This is a genomic window from Lentzea sp. NPDC055074 (genome assembly GCF_053608005.1).
In genome coordinates this window covers 431,440-451,198 of record NZ_JBSGUQ010000003.1, presented here as the reverse complement: position 1 = coordinate 451,198, position 19,759 = coordinate 431,440, and the positions used below count along the sequence as shown (strand labels likewise).

The following is a 19,759-nucleotide window of genomic DNA, read 5'->3' as shown; positions in this document are numbered from 1 at the left end:
CTCCGCTCCCCCGGCACGAACCTCGCCTCCCGGGAGGCCGCATGCGCCGCCTAGCCGTCCTCCGCTCCCCCGTCGGCGCCTCCTCCGCCGCCCTCCTGGCCGTCCTGATCGCCCTCGCGATCTTCGCCCCTCTCCTCTGGGGCGACCGGGCGGCCGCGATCGACACCGACTCCCTCCAGCAGGGCCCGTCGGCCGACCACCTGCTCGGCACCGACCAGCTCGGCCGCGACATCTTCTACCGGGTCCTCGTGGCCACCCGTCTCACCGTCGGTCTCGCGCTGCTGGCGACCCTCATCGGCGTGACGACGGGCCTGCTCCTCGGTTCGGTGCCGTCGGTGCTGCCGAGGTGGGCGGCGCGGATCGTCACGTCCGCCGTCAACATCGCCGTCGCGTTCCCCGGGTTGTTGCTGGCCCTGTTCTTCGCCGTCATCTTCGGCACCGGCACGATCGGCGCGGTGCTGGCCATCGCGTTCGCGATCGCGCCGTCGTTCGCCCGGCTCACGCAGACGCTGACGGCCTCGGTGAGCGGACGCGACTTCATCGCGGCGGCGAAGGTGTGCGGGGTCGGACGGTTCCGGCTGCTCACGCGGCACGTCCTGCCCAACATCGCCGAGCCGCTCGTCATCAACGCCACGCTCGCGGCCGGGTCGGCGCTCACGGCGTTCGCCGGGCTGTCGTTCCTGGGGATCGGGGTGCAGGCTCCCTCCTACGACTGGGGGCGGCTGCTCGGCGAGGGCCTCAACCGCATCTACATCTCCCCCGCGCCCGCGCTGGGGCCGGCGATCGCCGTGGTGGTCGCGGGGCTCGCGTTCAACCTGTTCGGCGAGGCCGCCGCGTCCGCCCACCGGCACCAGCCACGCACGACGACGGCTCCGCAGCCGCGGTCCGGCGACGAGGCGGCCGGGGACGGGCTGCTCACCGTCCGGAACCTGCACGTCTCCTTCCCCGGCGGCATCACGCCGGTGCGCGGGGTGTCGTTCACCGTCCACAACGGAGAGATGATCGGCGTGGTCGGCGAGTCGGGTTCGGGCAAGAGCCTCACCGCTCTGGCCGTCTCGCGTCTCATCGAGCACCCCGGCACCGTCACCGCGGACACTTTGCAGTTCAACGGGAAGCCGCTCGAGAAGACGAGCGACCGCGAACTGGGCACGCAGCTGGCGATGGTGTTCCAGGACCCGATGACGTCGTTCAACCCGACGAAGCGGATCGGGCGGCAGCTCGCCGAGGTCTCCGAGGTGCACCAGGGGCTCGGGCGCAGGGCCGCGTTCGGCAAGGCGGTCGACCGGCTGAAGGCCGTGCGGATCCCGGAGCCCGGACGGCGGGCGAAGCAGTACCCGCACGAGTTCTCCGGCGGCATGCGGCAACGGGCGATGATCGCGATGGGGCTGATGGGCGAACCGCAGCTCGTGATCGCCGACGAACCCACCACCGCGCTCGACGTCACCGTCCAGAAGGAGGTCCTGAAGCTGCTGGCGCGCATCAGGAAGGACCGCAATGCCGCGGTTCTGCTGATCAGCCACGACATCACCGTCGTCGCGCAGACCTGCGACCGCGTGCTCGTGATGTACGCGGGCCGGATCGTCGAGGAGCTGCCGACCGACGAGCTGTTCACGGCCGCACGGCACCCGTACACGACGGCACTCCTCAAAGCCGTGCCCGACCTCGACACGGACCGGGACGCGCCGCTCGCGGTCATCCCCGGACGGCCGCCGGAGCCCGGCGAGATCGGCAAGGGCTGCCCGTTCGCACCGCGCTGTCCCCTCGCCGACGACCAGTGCCGGGAACAGGAACCCGAGCTCGCAACCTTCCAGCCGAACCACCTGGTCGCGTGCTGGAAGTCCGAGAGCGAACTGGCAGGTGTCCGATGAACGCACTCGTCTTCAGCGGCGTCACCGTCCGCTTCGGCCACCACACGGCGGTCGACGACGTCAGCCTCACCGTGCCGTCCGGGCAGGTCGTGGGCCTCGTCGGCGAGTCCGGGTCGGGCAAGTCGACGCTCGCCGCCACGGCGGTCGGCCTGCGCAAGCCCACCAGCGGGGACGTCACGGCCGACGGCCGGGTCCAGATGGTGTTCCAGGACCCGTACTCGTCCCTCGACCCGCGGATGACGATCGGGAACTCGATCGCCGAGGCCATGCCGAAGCGCAAGGACAAGAAGGCCGAGGTCGCGCGTCTCCTCGAACTGGTGAACCTCGACCCCGGCCGGGCGACCTCGCTGCCGTCGAGGCTCTCCGGCGGACAGCGGCAGCGGGTCGCGCTCGCCAGGGCGCTGGCCGGTCAGCCGCGGGTCGTCATCGCCGACGAGATCACGTCCGCGCTCGACGTGTCCGTGCAGGGCGCCGTGCTGAACCTGGTCCGCGACCTGCAACGACAGCTCGGCCTCTCCATGCTGTTCATCTCGCACAACCTCGCGGTCGTGCGGTACGTGAGCGACCGCATCGCCGTCATGAAAGAGGGCAGGATCGTGGAGGAGGGACCTGCGGGACAGGTGCTCGAGGCTCCGCGGCACGAGTACACGCGCGAGCTGCTCGCGGCCGCGCCGAGGCGTCACACGAGGCTGGAGGCTTCATGATCGACGATCTGCACGGGCGCAGCGTCGTCGCGGACACCCACAACGACCTGCTGGACGCGATCGCGCACCGCCCGGTCGAGCGGTGGGTGCCGCACTTCCGCGAGCGGTGGCTGCCGCAGCTGCACGCCGGTGGGGTGAACCTGCAGGTGCTGCCGGTGTTCGTCGACGACGTGTTCCGGCCGGAAGGCGCGCTCCGGCAGACCCTGCGGATGATCGAGGCCGCCCACCGCGTCGCCGCGGCGAGCCCCGAGACCCGGCTCTGCCACGACGCCGCCGACATCGACGAGGCCCTGGCCGCCGGCCAGATCGCGTTCGTGCTCGCGCTGGAGAGCGCGCCGGGCGTCGGCGAGGACGTCGAGCTGCTGGAGACCCTGTACCGGCTGGGCGTCCGGATCGCGTCGCTGGCCCACTTCGGCCGCACCGCGCTGGCCGACGGCAGCGGCGAGGACGGCACCGGCAGCAGGCTGACCAGGGCCGGCGTCGCCGCGCACGCCGAGATGGAACGTCTCGGCATGATCTTCGACGTCAGCCACCTGGGCGCGGCGGGCGTCGAGCACGTGCTGGAGCTCTCGACCCGTCCGGTGATGGCGACCCACTCGTCGGCACGGGCCTTGCGCGACCACCACCGCAACCTGACCGACGCCCAGCTGAAGGGCATCGCGGACACCGGCGGGGTGGTGTGCGTGAACTTCTTCGCGCCCTTCCTGCACGAGTCCGACTTCACGATCGACCGCCTGGTCGACCACATCGAGCACATCGCCGGCGTCATGGGCGTGCGGCACGTCGGCCTCGGCCCGGACTTCGTCAAGGAGGTCCTGGAGGACGTCACGCCGCCGTGCTGCGAGGTCGGCGAGATCGAGGGCGTCCCGATCGACCGGTTCCTGCCGGGACTGGAAGGCCCGGCGGGACTGCCGCTGGTGACCGAGGCGCTGCAGAAGAGGGGATGGCCCGAGGACGACATCGTCCGCGTCCTGGGCCAGAACGTGCTGGACCTGTTCCGAACCGAGCTGAGGGGATCCGCAACGTGACCACCATCGAGGACCTGTACGGCCACGCGCTGCCGGAACAGCCCGCCATCTCGCCCGACGGATCCAGGGTCGTCTACGTCCTGCGCACCACCGACCGCGAGAACGACCGCGACGAACGTGCGCTCTGGCAGGTCGTGGACGGCAAGACGAAGCAGCTCACCAGGGGGAAGTCCGACACCTCACCGGCCTTCTCCCCGGACGGCAGGCTCGCGTTCCTGCGCGCCCAGGACGGCCCGGCCCAGCTCTGGCTGCTCGACGGCGAACCGGAGAAGCTCACCGACCTCCCGCTCGGCGCGGGGGCGCCGGTCTGGAGCGCGGACGGCACGAAGCTCGCGTTCACGGCACCCGTCGACATCGCCGACGCCTCCGCGCCGATCGTCACGAGCCGCCTCGACCACAAGGCCGACGGCGCGGGCTACCTGCGCAGCGTCCGCGCCCACGTGCACGTCCTCGACCTCGGGACCCGCGAGGTGCGGCAGCTGACCAGCGGTGACTGGCACGCGAACAGCCCGTCGTGGTCACCGGACGGCGCGAAGCTCGCGTTCACCGCGGCACGGGACGCGGACGCCGACCTGACGTTCCGCGCGCCGGTGCACGTCGTCGACGCGGACGGCGGGGAACCGCGGGTCGTCGGCCTCGCCGAGGGGCAGGCCGCGACGGTCACGTGGACCGAGGCCGGTCTGCTCGTGATCGGACGCACCTCCGCCGACGCCGGGCACCTCGACCTTCTGCTCCTGACGCTCGACGGCGAGGTGCGCAGCCTGTCCGCGCCGCTCGATCGCAACGTCATGCCCGGCATGGCGGGCTACCCCGGCGGCCTGCCGGTCCAGCGCGGTGGCGAGGTGCTGTTCTGCGCCCGCGACCGAGGCTGCACCCAGCTCTACTCCGTCGACGTCGAAGGCGGCGCTCCCCGCCTGGTCCTGGGCGGAGACTCCCGTCTGGTGGCAGGGCTGTCGGTCGCCGGCGACACCGCGGCCGTCGTCCTGGGCGGCCCCACCTCGTACGGCGAGGTCGCCACCGTCGACCTGAACACCGGGGAGACGACCGTCCACACCGGACACACCGAGATCGAGCCGTTCGTCCGCGAGGAGCGCGAGTTCACGATCTCGGACGGCACCGTCGTGCACGGCTGGCTGGTCCGCGACCCCGAGCGCACCGGCCCGTTGCCGTTGCTGCTCGACATCCACGGCGGCCCGCACAACGCGTGGAACGGCACGGCCGACCCGGTCCACCTCTACCACCAGGTGCTGGCAGAGCAGGGCTGGGCGGTGCTGCTGCTCAACCCGCGCGGCAGCGACGGCTACGGCCAGGACTTCTACCGGGCCGCGCTCGGCGCGTGGGGCAAGGCCGACGCGAAGGACTTCCTCGAGCCGATCGACCAGCTGGTCGCGGAAGATCTCGCCGACGCGGACAAGCTCGCCGTCACCGGCTACAGCTACGGCGGTTACATGACCTGCTACCTGACGAGCCGCGACCCCAGGTTCGCCGCCGCCGTCGCCGGTGGCGTGGTCAGCGACCTGACGAGCATGGCCGGCACGTCCGACGGCGGGCACTACCTGACCGCGCTGGAGCTGGGCGGCGCCGGCGACCACCTCGCGGAGCTGTCCCCGCTGACGCGCGTCGGTGACGTCCGCACGCCGACCCTGGTCTACCAGGGCGCGTCCGACGACCGGTGCCCCGTGGGCCAGGCCGAGCAGTGGTTCACCGCGCTGCGCCAGAACGACGTGCCGGCCAAGCTCGTGCTCTACCCGGACGAGTCGCACCTGTTCATCCTCAACGGCAAGCCCTCGCACCGCGAGGACTTCAACCGCCGCGTCGTCGACTGGGTGCGCGAGCACGCGGAGAACCGCAAGCCGCTCGACCAGAAGCACTGGCAGCGCAGGCTTTCCGCACTCGCGAAGAAGCACGGCGTGCCCGGCGCGGCGCTCGGCATCCTCTACAAGGGCGAGACGGTACAGGCGCACTACGGCGTGCTGAACACGGCCACCGGGGTCGAGGTCACCGACGACACGATCTTCCAGATCGGCTCGATCGGCAAGGTGTGGACGACGACGGTCGTGATGACGCTCGTCGACGAGGGACTGCTCGACCTCGACGCGCCGATCACCGACGTGCTGCCCGAACTGAAGCTCTCCGACCCGGTGGTCGGCCAGAAGGTGACCATGCGGCACCTCCTCACGCACACCAGCGGCATCGACGGCGACAACTTCACCGACACCGGCCGCGGTGACGACTGCCTGGAGCGCTACACCGAACTGCTCGCCGACGCCGCCCAGAACCACCCGCTCGGCGCGACCTTCTCCTACAGCAACGCGGGTTTCGTGCTCGCGGGCCGGGTGATCGAGAAGCTCACCGGCAAGACCTGGGACGTCGCGATGCGGGAGAAGCTCTTCGCCCCGCTCGGCCTCACCCGCACCGGCACGTTGCCCGAGGAGGCGCTGCTGCACCGCGCCGCCGTCGGTCACGTCAAGCAGGACGGCAAGCTCGAGGTCGCTCCCGTGTGGGCACTCCCGCGCTCGGTCGGCCCCGCCGGGACGATCTTCTCCACCACCGAGGACGTGCTCGCGTTCGCGCGGATGCACCTCGCGGGAGGCCTCGCGCAGGACGGCACGCGCGTGCTGTCCGAGAAGTCCGCGGCCGCCATGACCGAGAAGCAGACCGACGTGCCCGACAAGAACGTGCTGGGCGACTCGTGGGGCGTCGGCTGGATCCGGTTCGGCTGGGACGGGCAGCGGCTCATCGGCCACGACGGCAACACGATCGGCCAGTCCGCGTTCCTGCGGCTGCTGCCGGGCCACGACCTCGCGGTCACGTTGCTGACCAACGGCGACGGCGCCCGCGAGCTGTACCTCGACCTGTACCGGGAGATCTTCGCCGACCTGGCGGACGTCACCATGCCGCGCCCGCCGGAGCCGGCCGCCGAGCCACCGGTCGTGGACCACGCGCCGTACGTCGGCAGGTACGAGCGGGCCTCCATCACCCTCGACGTCCTCGAGGGCGAGAACGGGCTGGTGCTCGACGTGACGCCCACGGGTCCGCTGGCAGGCCTCTTCCCCAAGCCGCCGCAGGTCGACCTCGTGCCGGTCGACGACTCGACGTTCCTGTTCCGGGAGACCGACGACAAGTCCTGGTCGTCCCTCGTGTTCTACACGCTGCCCACCGGGGAGCAGTACGTGCACATGGGCGTCCGCGCCACTCCGAAGGTGTCCTGATGAACCTGGTGAACGACATCGAGCGGCTCGTGTCCTGCGAGTCGCCCTCGACCGACCTGGCCGCGGTCGCCCGCAGCGCGGAGGTCACCGCCGAGGTGGGGGCCGCGCTGCTCGGCGCCGAGCCGGAACGGGTCGTGGTCGACGGCAGCACGCACCTGCGCTGGCGGCTGGGCTCGGGGCCGCGCAAGGTGTTGCTGCTCGGCCACCACGACACGGTGTGGCCGATCGGCACGCTGGCGCGGATCCCGTTCGGCGTCGAGGACGGGGTGCTGCGCGGGCCCGGCTGCTTCGACATGAAGACCGGTGTCGTGATGATCTTCCACGCCGTCGCGGCGCTCGGTTCTCCCGACGGGGTCACGGTTCTCATCACCGGCGACGAGGAGATCGGCTCGCCGTCGTCGCGCGGGCTGATCGAGGCCGAGGCGGTGGAGCACGCGGCCGTCCTCGTCTGCGAGGGCTCTGCGGACGGTGGCGCGCTGAAGACCGAACGCAAGGGCACGTCGATGTACGAGGTGACGCTGCACGGCCGTGCCTCCCACGCCGGACTGGAGCCCGAACGCGGGGTGAACGCCACGATCGAGGCCGCGCACCAGATCCTGGCGGTCTCGCGGCTGGGCGACGCGGAGCTCGGCACCACGGTGGTGCCGACGGTGCTGTCCTCCGGCACGACCACGAACACCGTTCCCGCGCAAGGGAAGTTCATGGTGGACGTGCGCGTGCGGACCCTCGAAGAGCAGTCACGGGTCGACGAGGACATGAAGGCGCTCCTGCCCGTGCTCGACGACGCCAAGGTCGAGGTCGACGGCGGCCCGAACCGCCCGCCCATGGAACTCTCGGCGTCCGGGGCGTTGTTCGACCTGGCCTCCAGGCTCCTGCCGGGCATCACGCAGGCCGCGGTCGGGGGTGCGTCCGACGGCAACTTCACCGCCGGCGCAGGCGTACCGACGCTCGACGGGCTTGGTGCCGTCGGGGGCGGGGCGCATGCTGAGCACGAGCACGTGCTGGTGTCGGAGCTCGTCCCGCGCACCGAGCTGCTCGCGGCGCTGGTGAGGGAGCTGACATGACGTTGGTCAAACACGACGTGGTGGTCCGCCAGCTGACGGACTACGCGGAACTCCTTGCCACGCAACGACTGTACGAGTCGATCTGGCGTTCGGACAGCACTCCCCCGGTCACCGCCGAGCTGCTGCGGGCGATGACCAAGGCGGGCAGCTACGTCGCGGGCGCGTTCGACGGCGACGCCCTGGTGGGCGCCTGCATCGGGTTCTGCTCGCCGCCGGCCGCCGGCGCGTTGCACAGCCACATCGCCGGGGTGGCGGCGGGCATGCGCGGCCGCAACGTCGGCTACGCGCTCAAGCTCGACCAGCGGACGTGGGCGCTCGAACGCGGGCTGAGCGAGGTCTCCTGGACGTTCGACCCGCTGGTGCGCCGCAACGCCTACTTCAACCTGGGCAAGCTCGGAGCCGACGCGACCGAGTACCTGCCGGACTTCTACGGGCACATGGACGACGACATCAACGGAGGCGGCGAGACCGACCGGCTGCTGATCCGCTGGCGGATCGCCTCACCCGAGGTCGAGTCGGCGTGCGCCGGGCAGCCGCGGACCGTCAGCGCGACGGGCGTGGTCGGGCTCGGCATCTCCGAGGACGGCCTGCCGGTGCCCGGAGTCTGTTCGGGCAGCACGGTCCTCGTGGCCGTGCCCGCCGACATCGAGACGCTGCGGGCCACGAACCCGGCCGCCGCGCAGGAATGGCGCTACGCCGTGCGGGAGGTGCTCGGCGGGCTGCTCGCCGACGGCGCCCGCATCACCGGGTTCGACAGGTCGGGCTGGTACGTCGTGGAGAGGAGCAGTTCGTGAAGCTGGACGGGGTGGAGCTCCGCTGGGTCGAGATGCCGCTGAAGTCGCCGTTCCGCACCTCGTTCGGCACGCAGACCGTGCGGCAGTTGCTGCTGCTGCGCGCCGTCACGGACGAGGGCGAGGGCTGGGGCGAGTGCGTCGCGATGGCCGACCCCGTGTACTCCTCCGAGCACCTGGAGGGCTGCGCGGACGTGCTGCGGCGGTTCCTGGTCCCCTCGCTCACCGGACCGATCGACGGCACCTCGGTGGCGCACCGGACGGCGAGGTTCCGCGGGCACCGGATGGCCAAGGCGGCACTGGAGATGGCCGTGCTGGACGCCGAGCTGCGCGCGCGTGGGGTGTCGTTCGGCCGTGAGCTGGGCGCTGTCCGCGACCGAGTGCCGTGCGGGGTGTCGGTAGGGATCATGAACTCGATCCCGGAGCTGCTCGACGCGGTCACCGGCTACGTCGACGAGGGCTACCAGCGGATCAAGCTGAAGATCGAGCCCGGCTGGGACCTCGAACCGGTGCGGGCGGTGCGCGAACGGTTCACGGACGTCCTGCTGCAGGTCGACGCGAACACCGCCTACACCCTCGGCGACGCCCGGCACCTGGCCAAGCTCGACCCGTTCGACCTGCTCCTGATCGAACAACCCCTGGACGAGGAGGAACTGCTCGCCCACGCCGAACTGGCGAAGGTCGTGCAGACGCCGATCTGCCTCGACGAGTCGATCACCTCGGCGTCCTCGGCCGCCGACGCGATCAAGCTGGGCGCCTGCCAGATCGTCAACATCAAACCCGGCCGCGTCGGCGGTTACCTGGAGGCCCGGCGCATCCACGACGTCTGCGCGGCGCACGGGATCGCGGTGTGGTGCGGCGGCATGCTCGAGACCGGAATCGGACGGGCAGCGAACGTGGCCCTGGCCGCGTTGCCCGGCTGCACACTGCCCGGCGACACCTCAGCGTCCGACCGCTACTACCAGATGGACGTCACCGAGCCGTTCGTGCTGGAGGACGGGCACCTCACCGTGCCGACGGGGCCGGGGCTCGGGGTGACGCCGTTGCCGGACGCGCTGGACGCGGTGACGGTGAAGACGGAGTGGATCCCTATGACGTAGACACCGCGCTGACCTGCGGAAATGTGGATTCCGCAGGTCAGCGCGGCGTCAAGCGGACTGTTGACATCGCTGACCCACCAGTCCGCACCGTCGGCCCGGAAGTACGACACCCCCGCACCAGGATCGGCCTGCCTGCCGAACGCACCCGTGATCCCGAAGACCCCGGCCGGCGTCGCCGACGACGACTCCCCGTGCGAACTCGAGATACCGGGCGGGCCGACCTTCGCCGCCACACCACCCAACACCTGCGTCCAGTCACTTCCGGACTTCTGCCACGTCGACACCGTGGCGTCGGAACCGGAACCCGGACCGGCACTCTCGGAGTCCGCGAAACCGCCTACCTGAAGCCGGTTTCAGGTTGGGGCGCCTCGATTTTTGCGGCTCCGGGCTTTCCGTGGTGGACTTCGTTCATCACCGATCGGGGGGTCGGTGGGTGATGACCGGGGGGTCACAGGTGAAGATCGTTACCACGGGGTTCCGCCATGCCACGACGACGGCGATCACCGCGTTGGTGCTGCTGACGGGAGCGGTCCCAGCGGCTTCGGCACCACCGCCGTCGTCCGCGGTCCGGCCGGACTCGGTGCCGCCGGCGCTACCGCCCGGCACCCCGCCGCCGCGGGACACGGGCGGGCCGGACGTGCCGTACACGCCCACCGGCAAGGGCTGCGTCGAGTCCGACACCAAGAACGAGCTGATCGAGTACATGCCGTGGGGCCAGGTCCACCTGAACCTCCAGCAGGCACACCGGTTCGCGACCGGCAAGGGCGTCAAGATCGCGATCATCGACACGGGTGTCGACCCCCGCAACCCCCGCTTCGGCGACCGGGTCGTGCCCAGCGGTGAGTACGTCAGCGGGAACAGCAACGGCGCGGACGACTGCGACGGCCACGGCACCGAGGTGGCCGGCGTCGCCGCGGCGGCCAGGACCGAGGGCGACTTCGTCGGCGCCGCACCAGGGGCGACGATCCTCGCGATCCGCCAGACCAGCGACCGCTTCGAGTTCAAGGGTGACGCCACCAGGGACAAGCGGACGTCCGCCGGCAAGGTCTCGACGCTGGCGCAGGCCGTCGTACGCGCCGCGGACCAGGGCGCCGGGGTCGTCAACATCTCCCTGACGAACTGCGGCGCCCCCAAGGACTTCAGCGCGGACGACCGAGCGCTGCAGGCCGCGATCCGGTACGCGGTCGACGTCAGGAACACCGTGATCGTGACTGCGGCCGGCAACCTCGACGACAAGGCCGGCTGTCCGCTGCAGAACAACAACCTCGACCCGGCGATCGTCAACTCGGTCTCGTCGCCCGCGTGGTTCGCCGACGACGTGCTGTCGGTGGCGTCGATGGCACGCACCGGTGAGGTGTCGGGCTTCAGCGTCTGGGGCCCGTGGGTCAGCATCGCCGCACCCGGTGAGGAGATCATCTCCGTCGACCCCAAGGGCACCGGCCTGACCAACGCGAACGTGAAGGCCGACGGCGTGGGCAAGATCCAGGGGACGAGTTTCGCCGCCCCGTACGTCGCGGGCATCACCGCGCTGGTGCGCGAGCGGTTCCCCGACCTCAAGGCGCGCCAGGTGATGGACCGGCTCAAGGCCACCGCGCTGCACCCCGGCAACACGTCCGGCAGGGACCACCGGATCGGCTTCGGCATGGTGAACCCGGTGGCCGCCCTGACCGCGGTGCTGCCCGCCGAGTCCACGGGTTTCTCCAGTCCGCCGCCCAGGGACCTGGTCACGACCGTCACCGCACTACCGGCACGCGACTGGCCACCGATCATCGTGGCCCTGAGCGGCATCAGCGTCGGTTTCGGGCTGCTGATGCTGACGCTGCTCGTCCTCAACTCGATCAACCGCAGGCGTCGTGCCGCACTCGGAGGACAGGCCGGCCCACGCCGGACCTCCGCCACCCCGGCGACCCGCGGGGTGCCACCTTCCCCGAGGTGAACCTGCGCGGGGTCGAGGTCGGCGGCGTCCGGTCGGCGCTACGGGCGAGACGGACTCAGCGCGGCGTCAACGCGGTCTCCGTGCCGGGACGGACCCGGCGCATGACCGGCACCAGCGCGTCCGCCGGGATCGCCACCCGTTGGGCCAGACCGTCTTCGTCACCGAGGGCGTCGGCCTGTGCCAGCGCCGCGGCGGCCCGTCGAGGTCATCCGGCCTGGTGACCTCAACGAGCGCGACGCCGACCGCTGGCTGACCCCCGTCACCGACGAGGAGTGCGCCTCGGCTCCACCCGTCGCCTGAAGTCCGAGATCAGACCCGTCCAGCCCGCTGAACGACCTCGTCCACACAGGACGCGGCACTCGTCCTCCGAACCCTTCGCGGGTTTCGCCGGACGGCGCCGCCGGGTCAGGCCTAGACTCGCCGGTCATGTCCGTCCTGTTGCGACTGCACGGCGTGCGCCCGGCGGAGGTGACGGCCCGGTGCTCGGCGGCGGCCGAGCTCATGGCGTGCCTGCACGTGCTCGCGGAACCGGAGCACCACCCGGACCGGGCGGCGTGGGTGCGGCGGGTCCTCGCCGACCTGCCGGGAACCGCGGCGGCGGACTGCGTGGCGCTGGCACCGTTGTGGGCGCGGTTCCGCACCCGGTTGTTGCTCCCGCTGGAGCCGGAGGGCTCTGGTGACCTCGATGCCGAGCTCGACGGGATCGCGGGCCTCGACCTCGGCGAGTTCGTCCAGATGGCCGGGATGGCGGTCTTCGGCCTGCGGCAGAACTTCGGGTGGCCGCTCGACGACGCCGGCTCCGCCCAGGCCTTCGTCCGGGCGTGCGCGGAGCGGTCCACGCGCCGCGGTGTGCTGGCCGCCGAACTGGTGGCGGACCCGGAGAAGCTGCGGGGCCGGCTGCTCGGGCTGCTGCGGGTCGCCTCCGAGACGTTCTTCGGCGTGCTGTGGCGCCGGATCCGGCCTGCCCTCGAACGCTCGGCGGAGCGGGTCGGGACGTCGCTGCGCACGGAGCCGTTGCCCCTGGTGGTCGGGTCGCTGGCGGCGAACTCGGTCATCGACGTGGCCGAGCACACCGTGGAGTTCAGCAAGCTGCAGCAGTCGGCGGTGACGGTGCGCGGACGCGGGCTGGTGCTCGTGCCGTCCCACCTCGCGCACCCGCACCTGCTGGTCAAGGACGACAAGGTGAAGGGAAGGCCGGCGCAGCGGCAGCCACCGGTCGTCGTCCAGTACCCGGCCGAGCAGCACGGGCCGCGCGGAGCCGACACCCTCGACAGGATCCGCGAGCGCATGCTCGTGCTCACCGACGCCGGACGGCTCGAGATCTGCCGGCACCTGATCAACGAGCAGTGCACCACCACCGAGCTCGCCTGGCGGACCGGGATGACGCAGCCGCAGGTGTCGCGGCACCTGCGGCGCCTGCGCGAGGCGGGACTGGTCGTGTCCGCACGGCACGGGCGCACCGTCCAGCACCGCCTGCAGACCAGCAGGCTCTACGGGATCGGCTACGACCTGGTCGCGGGCATCGTCGGCTGACCCTTACCGCACCCGCGGTAACTCACGGCTCTCCCCCGCCGGAGCGGACGCATACTGGGCGCCACTCGCCGCCCGACGTTCCCAGGAGTGCCGATGAAGAGGCTTCGCCACGTGCTCGCCGCAGCGCTCTTGGTGTCCACAGTGGCCGGTTGTGCCGGAAGGTCCGCGGTGGACGTCTCCGCCCCTCGCCGCGGTGGCGAGCTGGTGGTCGCGAGCATGCCCACCGCGCTGGACCCGGTGTACTCGACGCTGCGCAGCAACTGGCTGGCCGCCGCGACGATGTGCGAGGGCCTGTGGGAGAACGACGCCCGGATGGGCGTGCACAACGGTCTCGCGGAGAGCTACCGGTACGACGGCGCCACCACCTACACCGTCCGCCTGCGTTCCGGGGTCACCTTCCACGACGGCCAGCCGCTCCGCGCCGAGGACGTGGCCGCGTCGCTGAAGCGGTACGCGGGGAGCAGTCCCGGCGCCACCTTCGGCAAGATCCTCGACGGTGTCTCCGCCGCCGACGACCTGACCGCGGTCATCAAGCTCAAGCAGCCCAGCTCGGCGGTGCCCGCCCTGCTGTCCACTCCGGACACCGCCGCCTACGTGATGCCGGCGTCCCTCGTGGCCGGGGTGCCGTCGAACAAGCCGCTGCCGCGCATCGTCTGCACCGGGCCGTACAAGTTGCGCGAGTTCGTCCCGGACCGGCAGGTCGTCCTCGACCGCTTCGACGGCTACACCGCGCGGACCGAGCCGTCGGACGGGGCCAGCGGGACGAAGTCCGCGTACGCGGACCGCGTGAGGTTCGTGCCCTACAACGACTCCAACGTCCTCAACCAGCTGCGGACCGACGCCGTCGACATCGCGCCGTCCGGTCCGCTGATGGACCAGCTGCCGAGCTACCGGCGTGATGACAAGCTGAACCCCGTCGTCGTGCCGGGTGGCCAGTTCCGCCTGGTGCAGTTCAACCTCAAGCAGGGCCTCGCGACGAACATCAAGCTCCGGCAGGCCGTCCAACGGGCACTCGACCCCGGTCAGATCGCCCTGCAGAGCCTGGGGTCGGCCGAGAACTTCCTCGACGACTCCAGCATGTTCCTGAAGACCTCGCCGTGGCACTCGGCCGCGGGCAGCCAGGTCTACGAGGCCGCCCCGGACGTCGAGGGCGCGAAGAAGGCCCTGGCCGAGGCGGGCTACGACGGCACGCCGTTGCGGGTGCTGTACCGGCCGAGCCGCGACCCGCACGCCGAACTGGTCCGCCAGCAGCTCGCCGCCGCCGGCATCACCGTCGCCCTGCAGGCCACCGACGAGACCAGCTTCACCTCACGACGCGCGGACCCGGCGCAGTGGGACCTGTTCCTCGCCACCGGCACCAGCTACTCGGACCCGTTGACGGTGGTGTTCTTCAGCTCCGGCTTCCCCGGCTGGTGGAACACCCCGGCGAAGAACGCGCTGATGAACCGCATCCTCTCCGGCGCCGACGACGCCGCCCGGCAGAGCGCCTGGACCGAGCTGCAGGAGCTCGTCTGGACCGATCTCCCGTTCGTCAAGCTCGGCTTCGAGGGAAATCTCGCCGTCACCAGCACGCGCATCGGCGGGTTCGCGCCGGCGCTCGGTACGGTCCGCGGCTTCTACAACGTCTGGCTCGGTCGCTAGGGCGTGTCCCGCCCTCTCGCACGAAGGAATCCCATGCTGCGACAACGTTTCCAGGACCTGGTGCGCGACCGGACCGCGATGGCGGGCGCCGCGCTGCTCGGCCTGATGATCGCCCTGGCCGTGCTCGCCCCGCTGCTCGGCGGCGACCCCTACCGGGTCGACCCCACCAGCACGTTGCGACCGCCCAGCGCGAGCCACTGGTTCGGCACCGACGAGAAGGGCCGCGACCTGTGGACGATGGTGGTCCACGGCGCCCGCACCTCGCTGGGCATCGGCGCCGTCACGACCGCGATCGCCGTGCTGACCGGCTACCTGCTCGGGGTGCTGTGCGGCTACTTCCGCTGGGTCGACGCCCTGGTGATGAGGGTGGTGGACGGCCTGATGTCGTTCCCCTCGATCGTGCTGGTGATCAGTCTGGTCGGCGTCCTCGGTGACGGCGTCGCCACGATGGTCGTCGGCCTGACCGTCGTGCTGATCCCCGTGGTCACCCGCGTGGTGCGCGGTGCGGCGCTCGCGGTGAAGGCGATGCCGATGGTGGAGTCCACTACCTCGCTGGGCTCCCGGACGAGCTGGGTGCTGCTGCGGTACGTGGCACCGGAGGCGCTGTCGGTGGCGATCGTGCAGGCCGCGCTGGCGTTCTCGGTGACGGTGCTGTCGGTGGCGGCGCTGAGCTTCCTCGGCATCGGGCTGCCGCCGGACGTGCCGAGCTGGGGCACCAGCCTGTCCGCTGCCCAGCAGTACTTCTACTCGGCCTGGTGGATCGGGGTGTTCCCGGGGCTCGCCATCGTGGCCACCGTGCTCGGGCTCGTGCTGCTCGGCGACGGCCTCCGCGACGTGTTCGACCCCCGGTCGGCGAGGAAGTGAGAACCCCGTGACCAACTACCTCCTCAAGCGTGTCGGTGCGCTGCTGCCCACCGTCGCCGTCCCGATGGTGCTGCTGTTCGTCATGCTGCGCCTTGCCCCCGGTGACCCGGCTGCGGCCATCGCGGGCGACTCCGCGACCTCGGAGGAGATCGCCGAGGTCAGGACCAGGCTCGGGCTGGACGCCTCGCTGTGGGACCAGTTCCTCGCCTGGCTCGGCCGGGTCGCGCGGTTCGACTTCGGCGACTCGCTGTTCGCCGAGCAGCGGGTGTCGGGCCTGGTGTTCGACCACGCACTGGTCACCCTGCAGCTCACCGTGCTCGCGCTCACCGTGGCGGTGCTGATCGGTCCCGCACTCGGCATCGCGGCCGGCACCCGCCGGCACGGTCTGCTCGACCGCCTGCTGGTCTTCGGCTCGTCGATCGGCATCGCGCTGCCCAGCTTCTGGCTGGCCGTCCTGCTGATCGCGGTGTTCGCCGTGGTGTGGCAGGTGTTCCCGGTGGCGGGCTACGTCTCGTTCACCGACGACCCGCTGCTGTTCCTGCACCACCTGGCGTTGCCCGCGATCTCGCTGGGCCTGCTGGAGGCGGCGACGCTGTTCCGGTACGGCCGGGCGGGTGTGCTGGACTCGCTGCATCAGCCGTTCGTGACCACCGCGCGGTCGATGGGACTGCCCGAGCGCACGGTGATCCGCAAGTACGTCTTCCGCGCGGCGGTGGTGCCGATGGTGACGGTCGTCGGCCTGACCATCGGCTCGTTGATGGGCGGCGCCGTGGTCACCGAGTCCATCTTCTCGATCCCCGGCCTGGGACAGCTCCTGCTGACCGCGGTGCAGCGCCGCGACTACCCCGTCATCGAGGGCTGCATCTTCTTCATCGCCGTGGTCTACGTCGTGCTGAACCTGGTGATCGACCTTCTCTACTCGCTGCTCGACCCGCGCATCCGCTACTGAGGAGTCGGCGTGCACACATCTGAACCAGTACTGCGCGTGTCCGGGCTCTCCGCCCGCGTCGGGGACCTCGAGCTGGTGCGGGAGGTCGGTTTCGAGGTCCGCAGCGGACGGACGCTCGCCGTCGTCGGCGAGTCCGGGTCGGGCAAGAGCATCACCGCCGCGGCCGTGATGGGCATCCTCCCGCCCCAGATCACGGCGGAGGGCTCGGTGCTCTTCGACGGCACCGAACTGCTCACCGAACCGGCGGCACGACGACGCGCCCGTGGCGGTGCGGAGATCGGGTACGTGTTCCAGGAACCGATGAGCGCCCTGCACCCGTTGCTGCGCATCGGCACCCAGATGATCCGCCCGTTGCGTCACCACCTCGGTCTGAGCCGCCGCGAAGCCCGCGACCGCGCCCTGGAACTGCTGGAGCAGGTCGGGCTGGGCCGCGAACGGCGGGTGCTCGACGCCTACGTCCACGAGCTGTCCGGCGGCATGCGGCAACGCGTGATGATCGCCATGGCGATCTCGTGCGGTCCCAGGTTGTTGCTGGCGGACGAACCGACGACGGCGCTCGACCCCACGGTGCAGCAGCAGATCCTGCGGCTGCTCGTGCGGCTGCGCGAGGAGCTCGACCTCGCCCTAGTCCTGATCAGCCACGACCTCGGGCTCGTCGCCCGCTACAGCGACGAGGTGCTGGTCATGTACGACGGCCGCGTCGTCGAACAGGGCCCCACCGAGCACGTCATCGCCGGCCCGGCGCAGCCCTACACCCGTGCGCTCATCGACGCGGCGCCCCGGCTGGGCCGCCGGCTCGACCGGCTCCCCACGATCGACCGCGCGGTGCTGGAGCAGACCCGCGCGGTGGCAGGAGGTGCGCGATGACCGCGGTGCTGGAACTCGACGGCGTCGGCAAGGACTTCTCCTCCGGCCCGTTCTTCGCACGCCGCCGCACCGCCGCCGTGACCGAGGTGAGCCTGCGGGTGCACACCGGGGAGACGGTCGGGCTCGTGGGCGAGTCCGGTAGCGGCAAGTCGACGCTCGGCCGGATGGCCGTCGGGCTGCTCTCCCCGGACCGCGGCCGGGTGACCGTGCAGGGGCAGCCGCTGGACTCGTTGACGCCGAAGGCGATGCGCCCGTTCCGCCGGACGATGCAGATGGTCTTCCAGGACTCGTCCAACTCCCTCAACCCGAGGATGACCCTGGAGGACCTGCTGGTCGAACCGTTCCGGGCGCAGGACCTGCACACGCGCCCCGAACGTCGGCAGCGTGCGGCCGCGCTGGCCGACGAGGTGGGACTGGCCCGCACCTCCCTCGGCCGGCTGCCGCACGAGTTCTCCGGCGGCCAGCGGCAGCGCGTCTCGATCGCGAGGGCGCTGGCGCTCGAACCGGACCTCCTCGTCGCCGACGAACCCGTGTCCGCCCTCGACGTCTCGGTGCAGGCACAGATCCTGAACCTGTTCAAGGACATCCAGCAGGCCAGGAACTTCGCGCTGCTGTTCGTCTCCCACGACATGGCGGTGGTCGAGTTCATCAGCGACCAGGTCGCCGTGATGCGGGCGGGCGCGCTGGTCGAGCTCGGCTCCCGGGACGAGGTCTTCGGCTCCCCTCGCGAGGCCTACACGCGAACCCTGCTCGACGCCGCCCCCTCACTCTGAAAGGACCTGCATGTCCGTCAACGCGGCCATCGTCACCGGCCCGCACCCCGACGTCCCCGGCTCCAGCGCGATCGTACTGGAGCCTTACGGCACCGACCGGATGGCGAGGTACGACTACGTCCAGGAGGAGTACCTCGTGTCCGGCACCGCCGCCGGAACCCCTTACGGCACCAGGATCCTGATCCGCCGGCCTGCCGACCCCGCGCGGTTCAGCGGCACCGTGATCGCCGAGCCCAGCCACATCTGGGGCGGCACTTCGGTGTGGCGCGCGATCAACCGGTTCGTCATGCGCGGCAACCACGTCTGGGTCGAGATCGACTCGCAGGCACCCTCCGCGATGGGGCTGGTCGCCGGTGCCGATCCCGAGCGGTACCGGTCGTTCACGTTCGCGGAGAGCCCGCTGTCCCAGCAGTTCGCCGCCACCATCCCGTTCTCGCCCGAAGCCGCCTACGACGAGGTCGTGGCGGAGTACGACAGGTTCATGCGGCGGTGGTGGGACGCGACCCCGCAGTCGCCGGAGATCCTCGCCCAGGTGTCCGCGGCGTTGCGGGAAGGACTGCCCGGCAGCGGCATCAGGGCGCGCGAGGTCTACCTCGGTGGCATCTCCCAGACCGGTGGCGTCGTGCGCGAGTTCCTCCGCCACCACCACGACCGGCTCCGGCTCGCCGGCGGTGCTCCCGCCTTCGACGGCTACCTGCCCGGCGCGTCCGGCGGGCCCGCGCTGCCGGACGTCGACGTCCCGGTGATCGAGGTGCTCGGCGAGGCCGAGTTCCAGAGCGTCCGCCGGCGGTGCGGGGTCGGCGGGCAGGTCAGGGGCCTCAGTCACCGCCGCCCCGACAGTGCGACGTTCCGCCTCTACGAGGTCGCCGGCATGGCCCACCGCGAGACCCGCGAGATGTCCGAGGCCGACCGGGACCGGCTCGCGGACTGCCCGTTGCCCAGCGGCGCCCGCTGGAGCACGTTCCCGAACAGCCACGTCCAGCACGCGCTGTGGCAGTCGCTGCTCGACTGGTCCGGCACCGGCCGTGCGCCCGCTCCCGGCAAGGTGCTGGCCACGGCCGGCGACACCGACGAGATCCTGCGCGACGACCACGGCAACGCGCTGGGCGGCTGGCGGACCACCCACGTCGACGTGCCCACCTCCACGCTCACCGCCGCGACCCCGCTCGGACGCCCCAGCTGGTACCACGGCAGCGAGATCCCCTTCGACGCCAAGACGTTCGAGCACCTGTACGGCAGCGTCGAGCGATGGCGGCGCAAGGTCGCGGACCGGCTGGAGCGGTACCTGCACGAGCAGACGTACCTGCCGATCGACGCCGAGGAGCTCCGCCGCTGACCGTCACGTGAGCGCCGCGCCGACCAGGAGCGGCCGCAGCGTGCGTCCGCTGCGTCTGTGAGGAGCTCGGCGGTCGTGACGGTGTGCAGGGTG

The 19,759-nt window shown here is 71.3% G+C and carries 16 protein-coding genes and 1 pseudogene; all 17 read left to right on the top strand.

Annotation, left to right across the window (positions count from 1 at the left end; all coding sequences use genetic code 11):
- Positions 1 to 41 precede the first annotated feature (41 nt).
- The 17 genes and pseudogenes from ACWF7A_RS09295 (at position 42) to ACWF7A_RS09215 (ending at position 19,666) form a co-directional block, all read left to right on the top strand.
- The gene (locus ACWF7A_RS09295; RefSeq protein ID WP_452249941.1) at positions 42 to 1,868 is read left to right on the top strand and encodes a dipeptide/oligopeptide/nickel ABC transporter permease/ATP-binding protein; all 1,827 of its coding nucleotides are present in this window, start codon (positions 42 to 44) and stop codon (positions 1,866 to 1,868) included.
- Positions 1,865 to 2,560 (top strand): annotated as a pseudogene (locus ACWF7A_RS09290) (ABC transporter ATP-binding protein); the annotation flags it as partial. The gene ACWF7A_RS09295 and the pseudogene ACWF7A_RS09290, both read left to right, overlap by 4 nt.
- Before the next feature lie 8 nt (positions 2,561 to 2,568).
- The gene (locus ACWF7A_RS09285; RefSeq protein WP_452249940.1) at positions 2,569 to 3,600 is read left to right on the top strand and encodes a dipeptidase; all 1,032 of its coding nucleotides are present in this window, start codon (positions 2,569 to 2,571) and stop codon (positions 3,598 to 3,600) included.
- Entirely contained in the window at positions 3,597 to 6,812 is a 3,216-nt protein-coding gene (locus tag ACWF7A_RS09280; RefSeq protein WP_452249939.1) for a serine hydrolase, read from the top strand. Before ACWF7A_RS09285 ends, ACWF7A_RS09280 begins: the two co-directional genes overlap by 4 nt.
- The gene (locus tag ACWF7A_RS09275) at positions 6,812 to 7,876 is read left to right on the top strand and encodes a M20 family metallopeptidase (protein ID WP_452249938.1); all 1,065 of its coding nucleotides are present in this window, start codon (positions 6,812 to 6,814) and stop codon (positions 7,874 to 7,876) included. The genes ACWF7A_RS09280 and ACWF7A_RS09275 overlap by 1 nt, the downstream gene beginning before the upstream one ends.
- On the top strand, positions 7,873 to 8,670 hold the full coding sequence (locus ACWF7A_RS09270) for a GNAT family N-acetyltransferase (protein ID WP_452249937.1): 798 nt from the start codon (positions 7,873 to 7,875) through the stop codon (positions 8,668 to 8,670). The genes ACWF7A_RS09275 and ACWF7A_RS09270 overlap by 4 nt, the downstream gene beginning before the upstream one ends.
- Positions 8,667 to 9,767, top strand: a complete 1,101-nt coding sequence (menC, locus tag ACWF7A_RS09265; protein ID WP_452249936.1) for an o-succinylbenzoate synthase — start codon at positions 8,667 to 8,669, stop codon at positions 9,765 to 9,767. Before ACWF7A_RS09270 ends, menC begins: the two co-directional genes overlap by 4 nt.
- A 60-nt stretch (positions 9,768 to 9,827) precedes the next feature.
- Positions 9,828 to 10,112 carry a hypothetical protein gene (locus tag ACWF7A_RS09260; RefSeq protein ID WP_452249935.1) on the top strand — a complete coding sequence of 95 codons (285 nt, stop codon included), beginning with the start codon at positions 9,828 to 9,830 and terminating at the stop codon, positions 10,110 to 10,112.
- 109 nt (positions 10,113 to 10,221) lie between these two features.
- Complete coding sequence (mycP, locus tag ACWF7A_RS09255; RefSeq protein WP_452249934.1) at positions 10,222 to 11,703, top strand: type VII secretion-associated serine protease mycosin; 1,482 nt, start codon at positions 10,222 to 10,224, stop codon at positions 11,701 to 11,703.
- A 177-nt stretch (positions 11,704 to 11,880) separates the two neighbouring features.
- Complete coding sequence (locus ACWF7A_RS09250; protein ID WP_452249933.1) at positions 11,881 to 12,003, top strand: hypothetical protein; 123 nt, start codon at positions 11,881 to 11,883, stop codon at positions 12,001 to 12,003.
- A gap of 126 nt (positions 12,004 to 12,129) precedes the next feature.
- Entirely contained in the window at positions 12,130 to 13,236 is a 1,107-nt protein-coding gene (locus tag ACWF7A_RS09245) for a DUF5937 family protein (protein WP_452249932.1), read from the top strand.
- Positions 13,237 to 13,329: 93 nt separating this feature from the next.
- The gene (locus ACWF7A_RS09240) at positions 13,330 to 14,877 is read left to right on the top strand and encodes an ABC transporter substrate-binding protein (protein WP_452249931.1); all 1,548 of its coding nucleotides are present in this window, start codon (positions 13,330 to 13,332) and stop codon (positions 14,875 to 14,877) included.
- Between the two features lie 33 nt (positions 14,878 to 14,910).
- Entirely contained in the window at positions 14,911 to 15,741 is an 831-nt protein-coding gene (locus ACWF7A_RS09235) for an ABC transporter permease (RefSeq protein ID WP_452249930.1), read from the top strand.
- Positions 15,742 to 15,748: 7 nt separating this feature from the next.
- The gene (locus ACWF7A_RS09230) at positions 15,749 to 16,690 is read left to right on the top strand and encodes an ABC transporter permease (protein WP_452249929.1); all 942 of its coding nucleotides are present in this window, start codon (positions 15,749 to 15,751) and stop codon (positions 16,688 to 16,690) included.
- Between the two features lie 9 nt (positions 16,691 to 16,699).
- Positions 16,700 to 17,557 (top strand): ABC transporter ATP-binding protein, encoded by an 858-nt coding sequence (locus ACWF7A_RS09225; RefSeq protein WP_452249928.1) that lies wholly within the window; start codon positions 16,700 to 16,702, stop codon positions 17,555 to 17,557.
- On the top strand, positions 17,554 to 18,330 hold the full coding sequence (locus ACWF7A_RS09220) for an ATP-binding cassette domain-containing protein (protein ID WP_452249927.1): 777 nt from the start codon (positions 17,554 to 17,556) through the stop codon (positions 18,328 to 18,330). Before ACWF7A_RS09225 ends, ACWF7A_RS09220 begins: the two co-directional genes overlap by 4 nt.
- Before the next feature lie 10 nt (positions 18,331 to 18,340).
- A complete protein-coding gene (locus ACWF7A_RS09215) occupies positions 18,341 to 19,666 on the top strand; it encodes an alpha/beta hydrolase domain-containing protein (protein ID WP_452249926.1) in 1,326 nt (441 codons plus the stop codon).
- Positions 19,667 to 19,759: the final 93 nt, after the last annotated feature.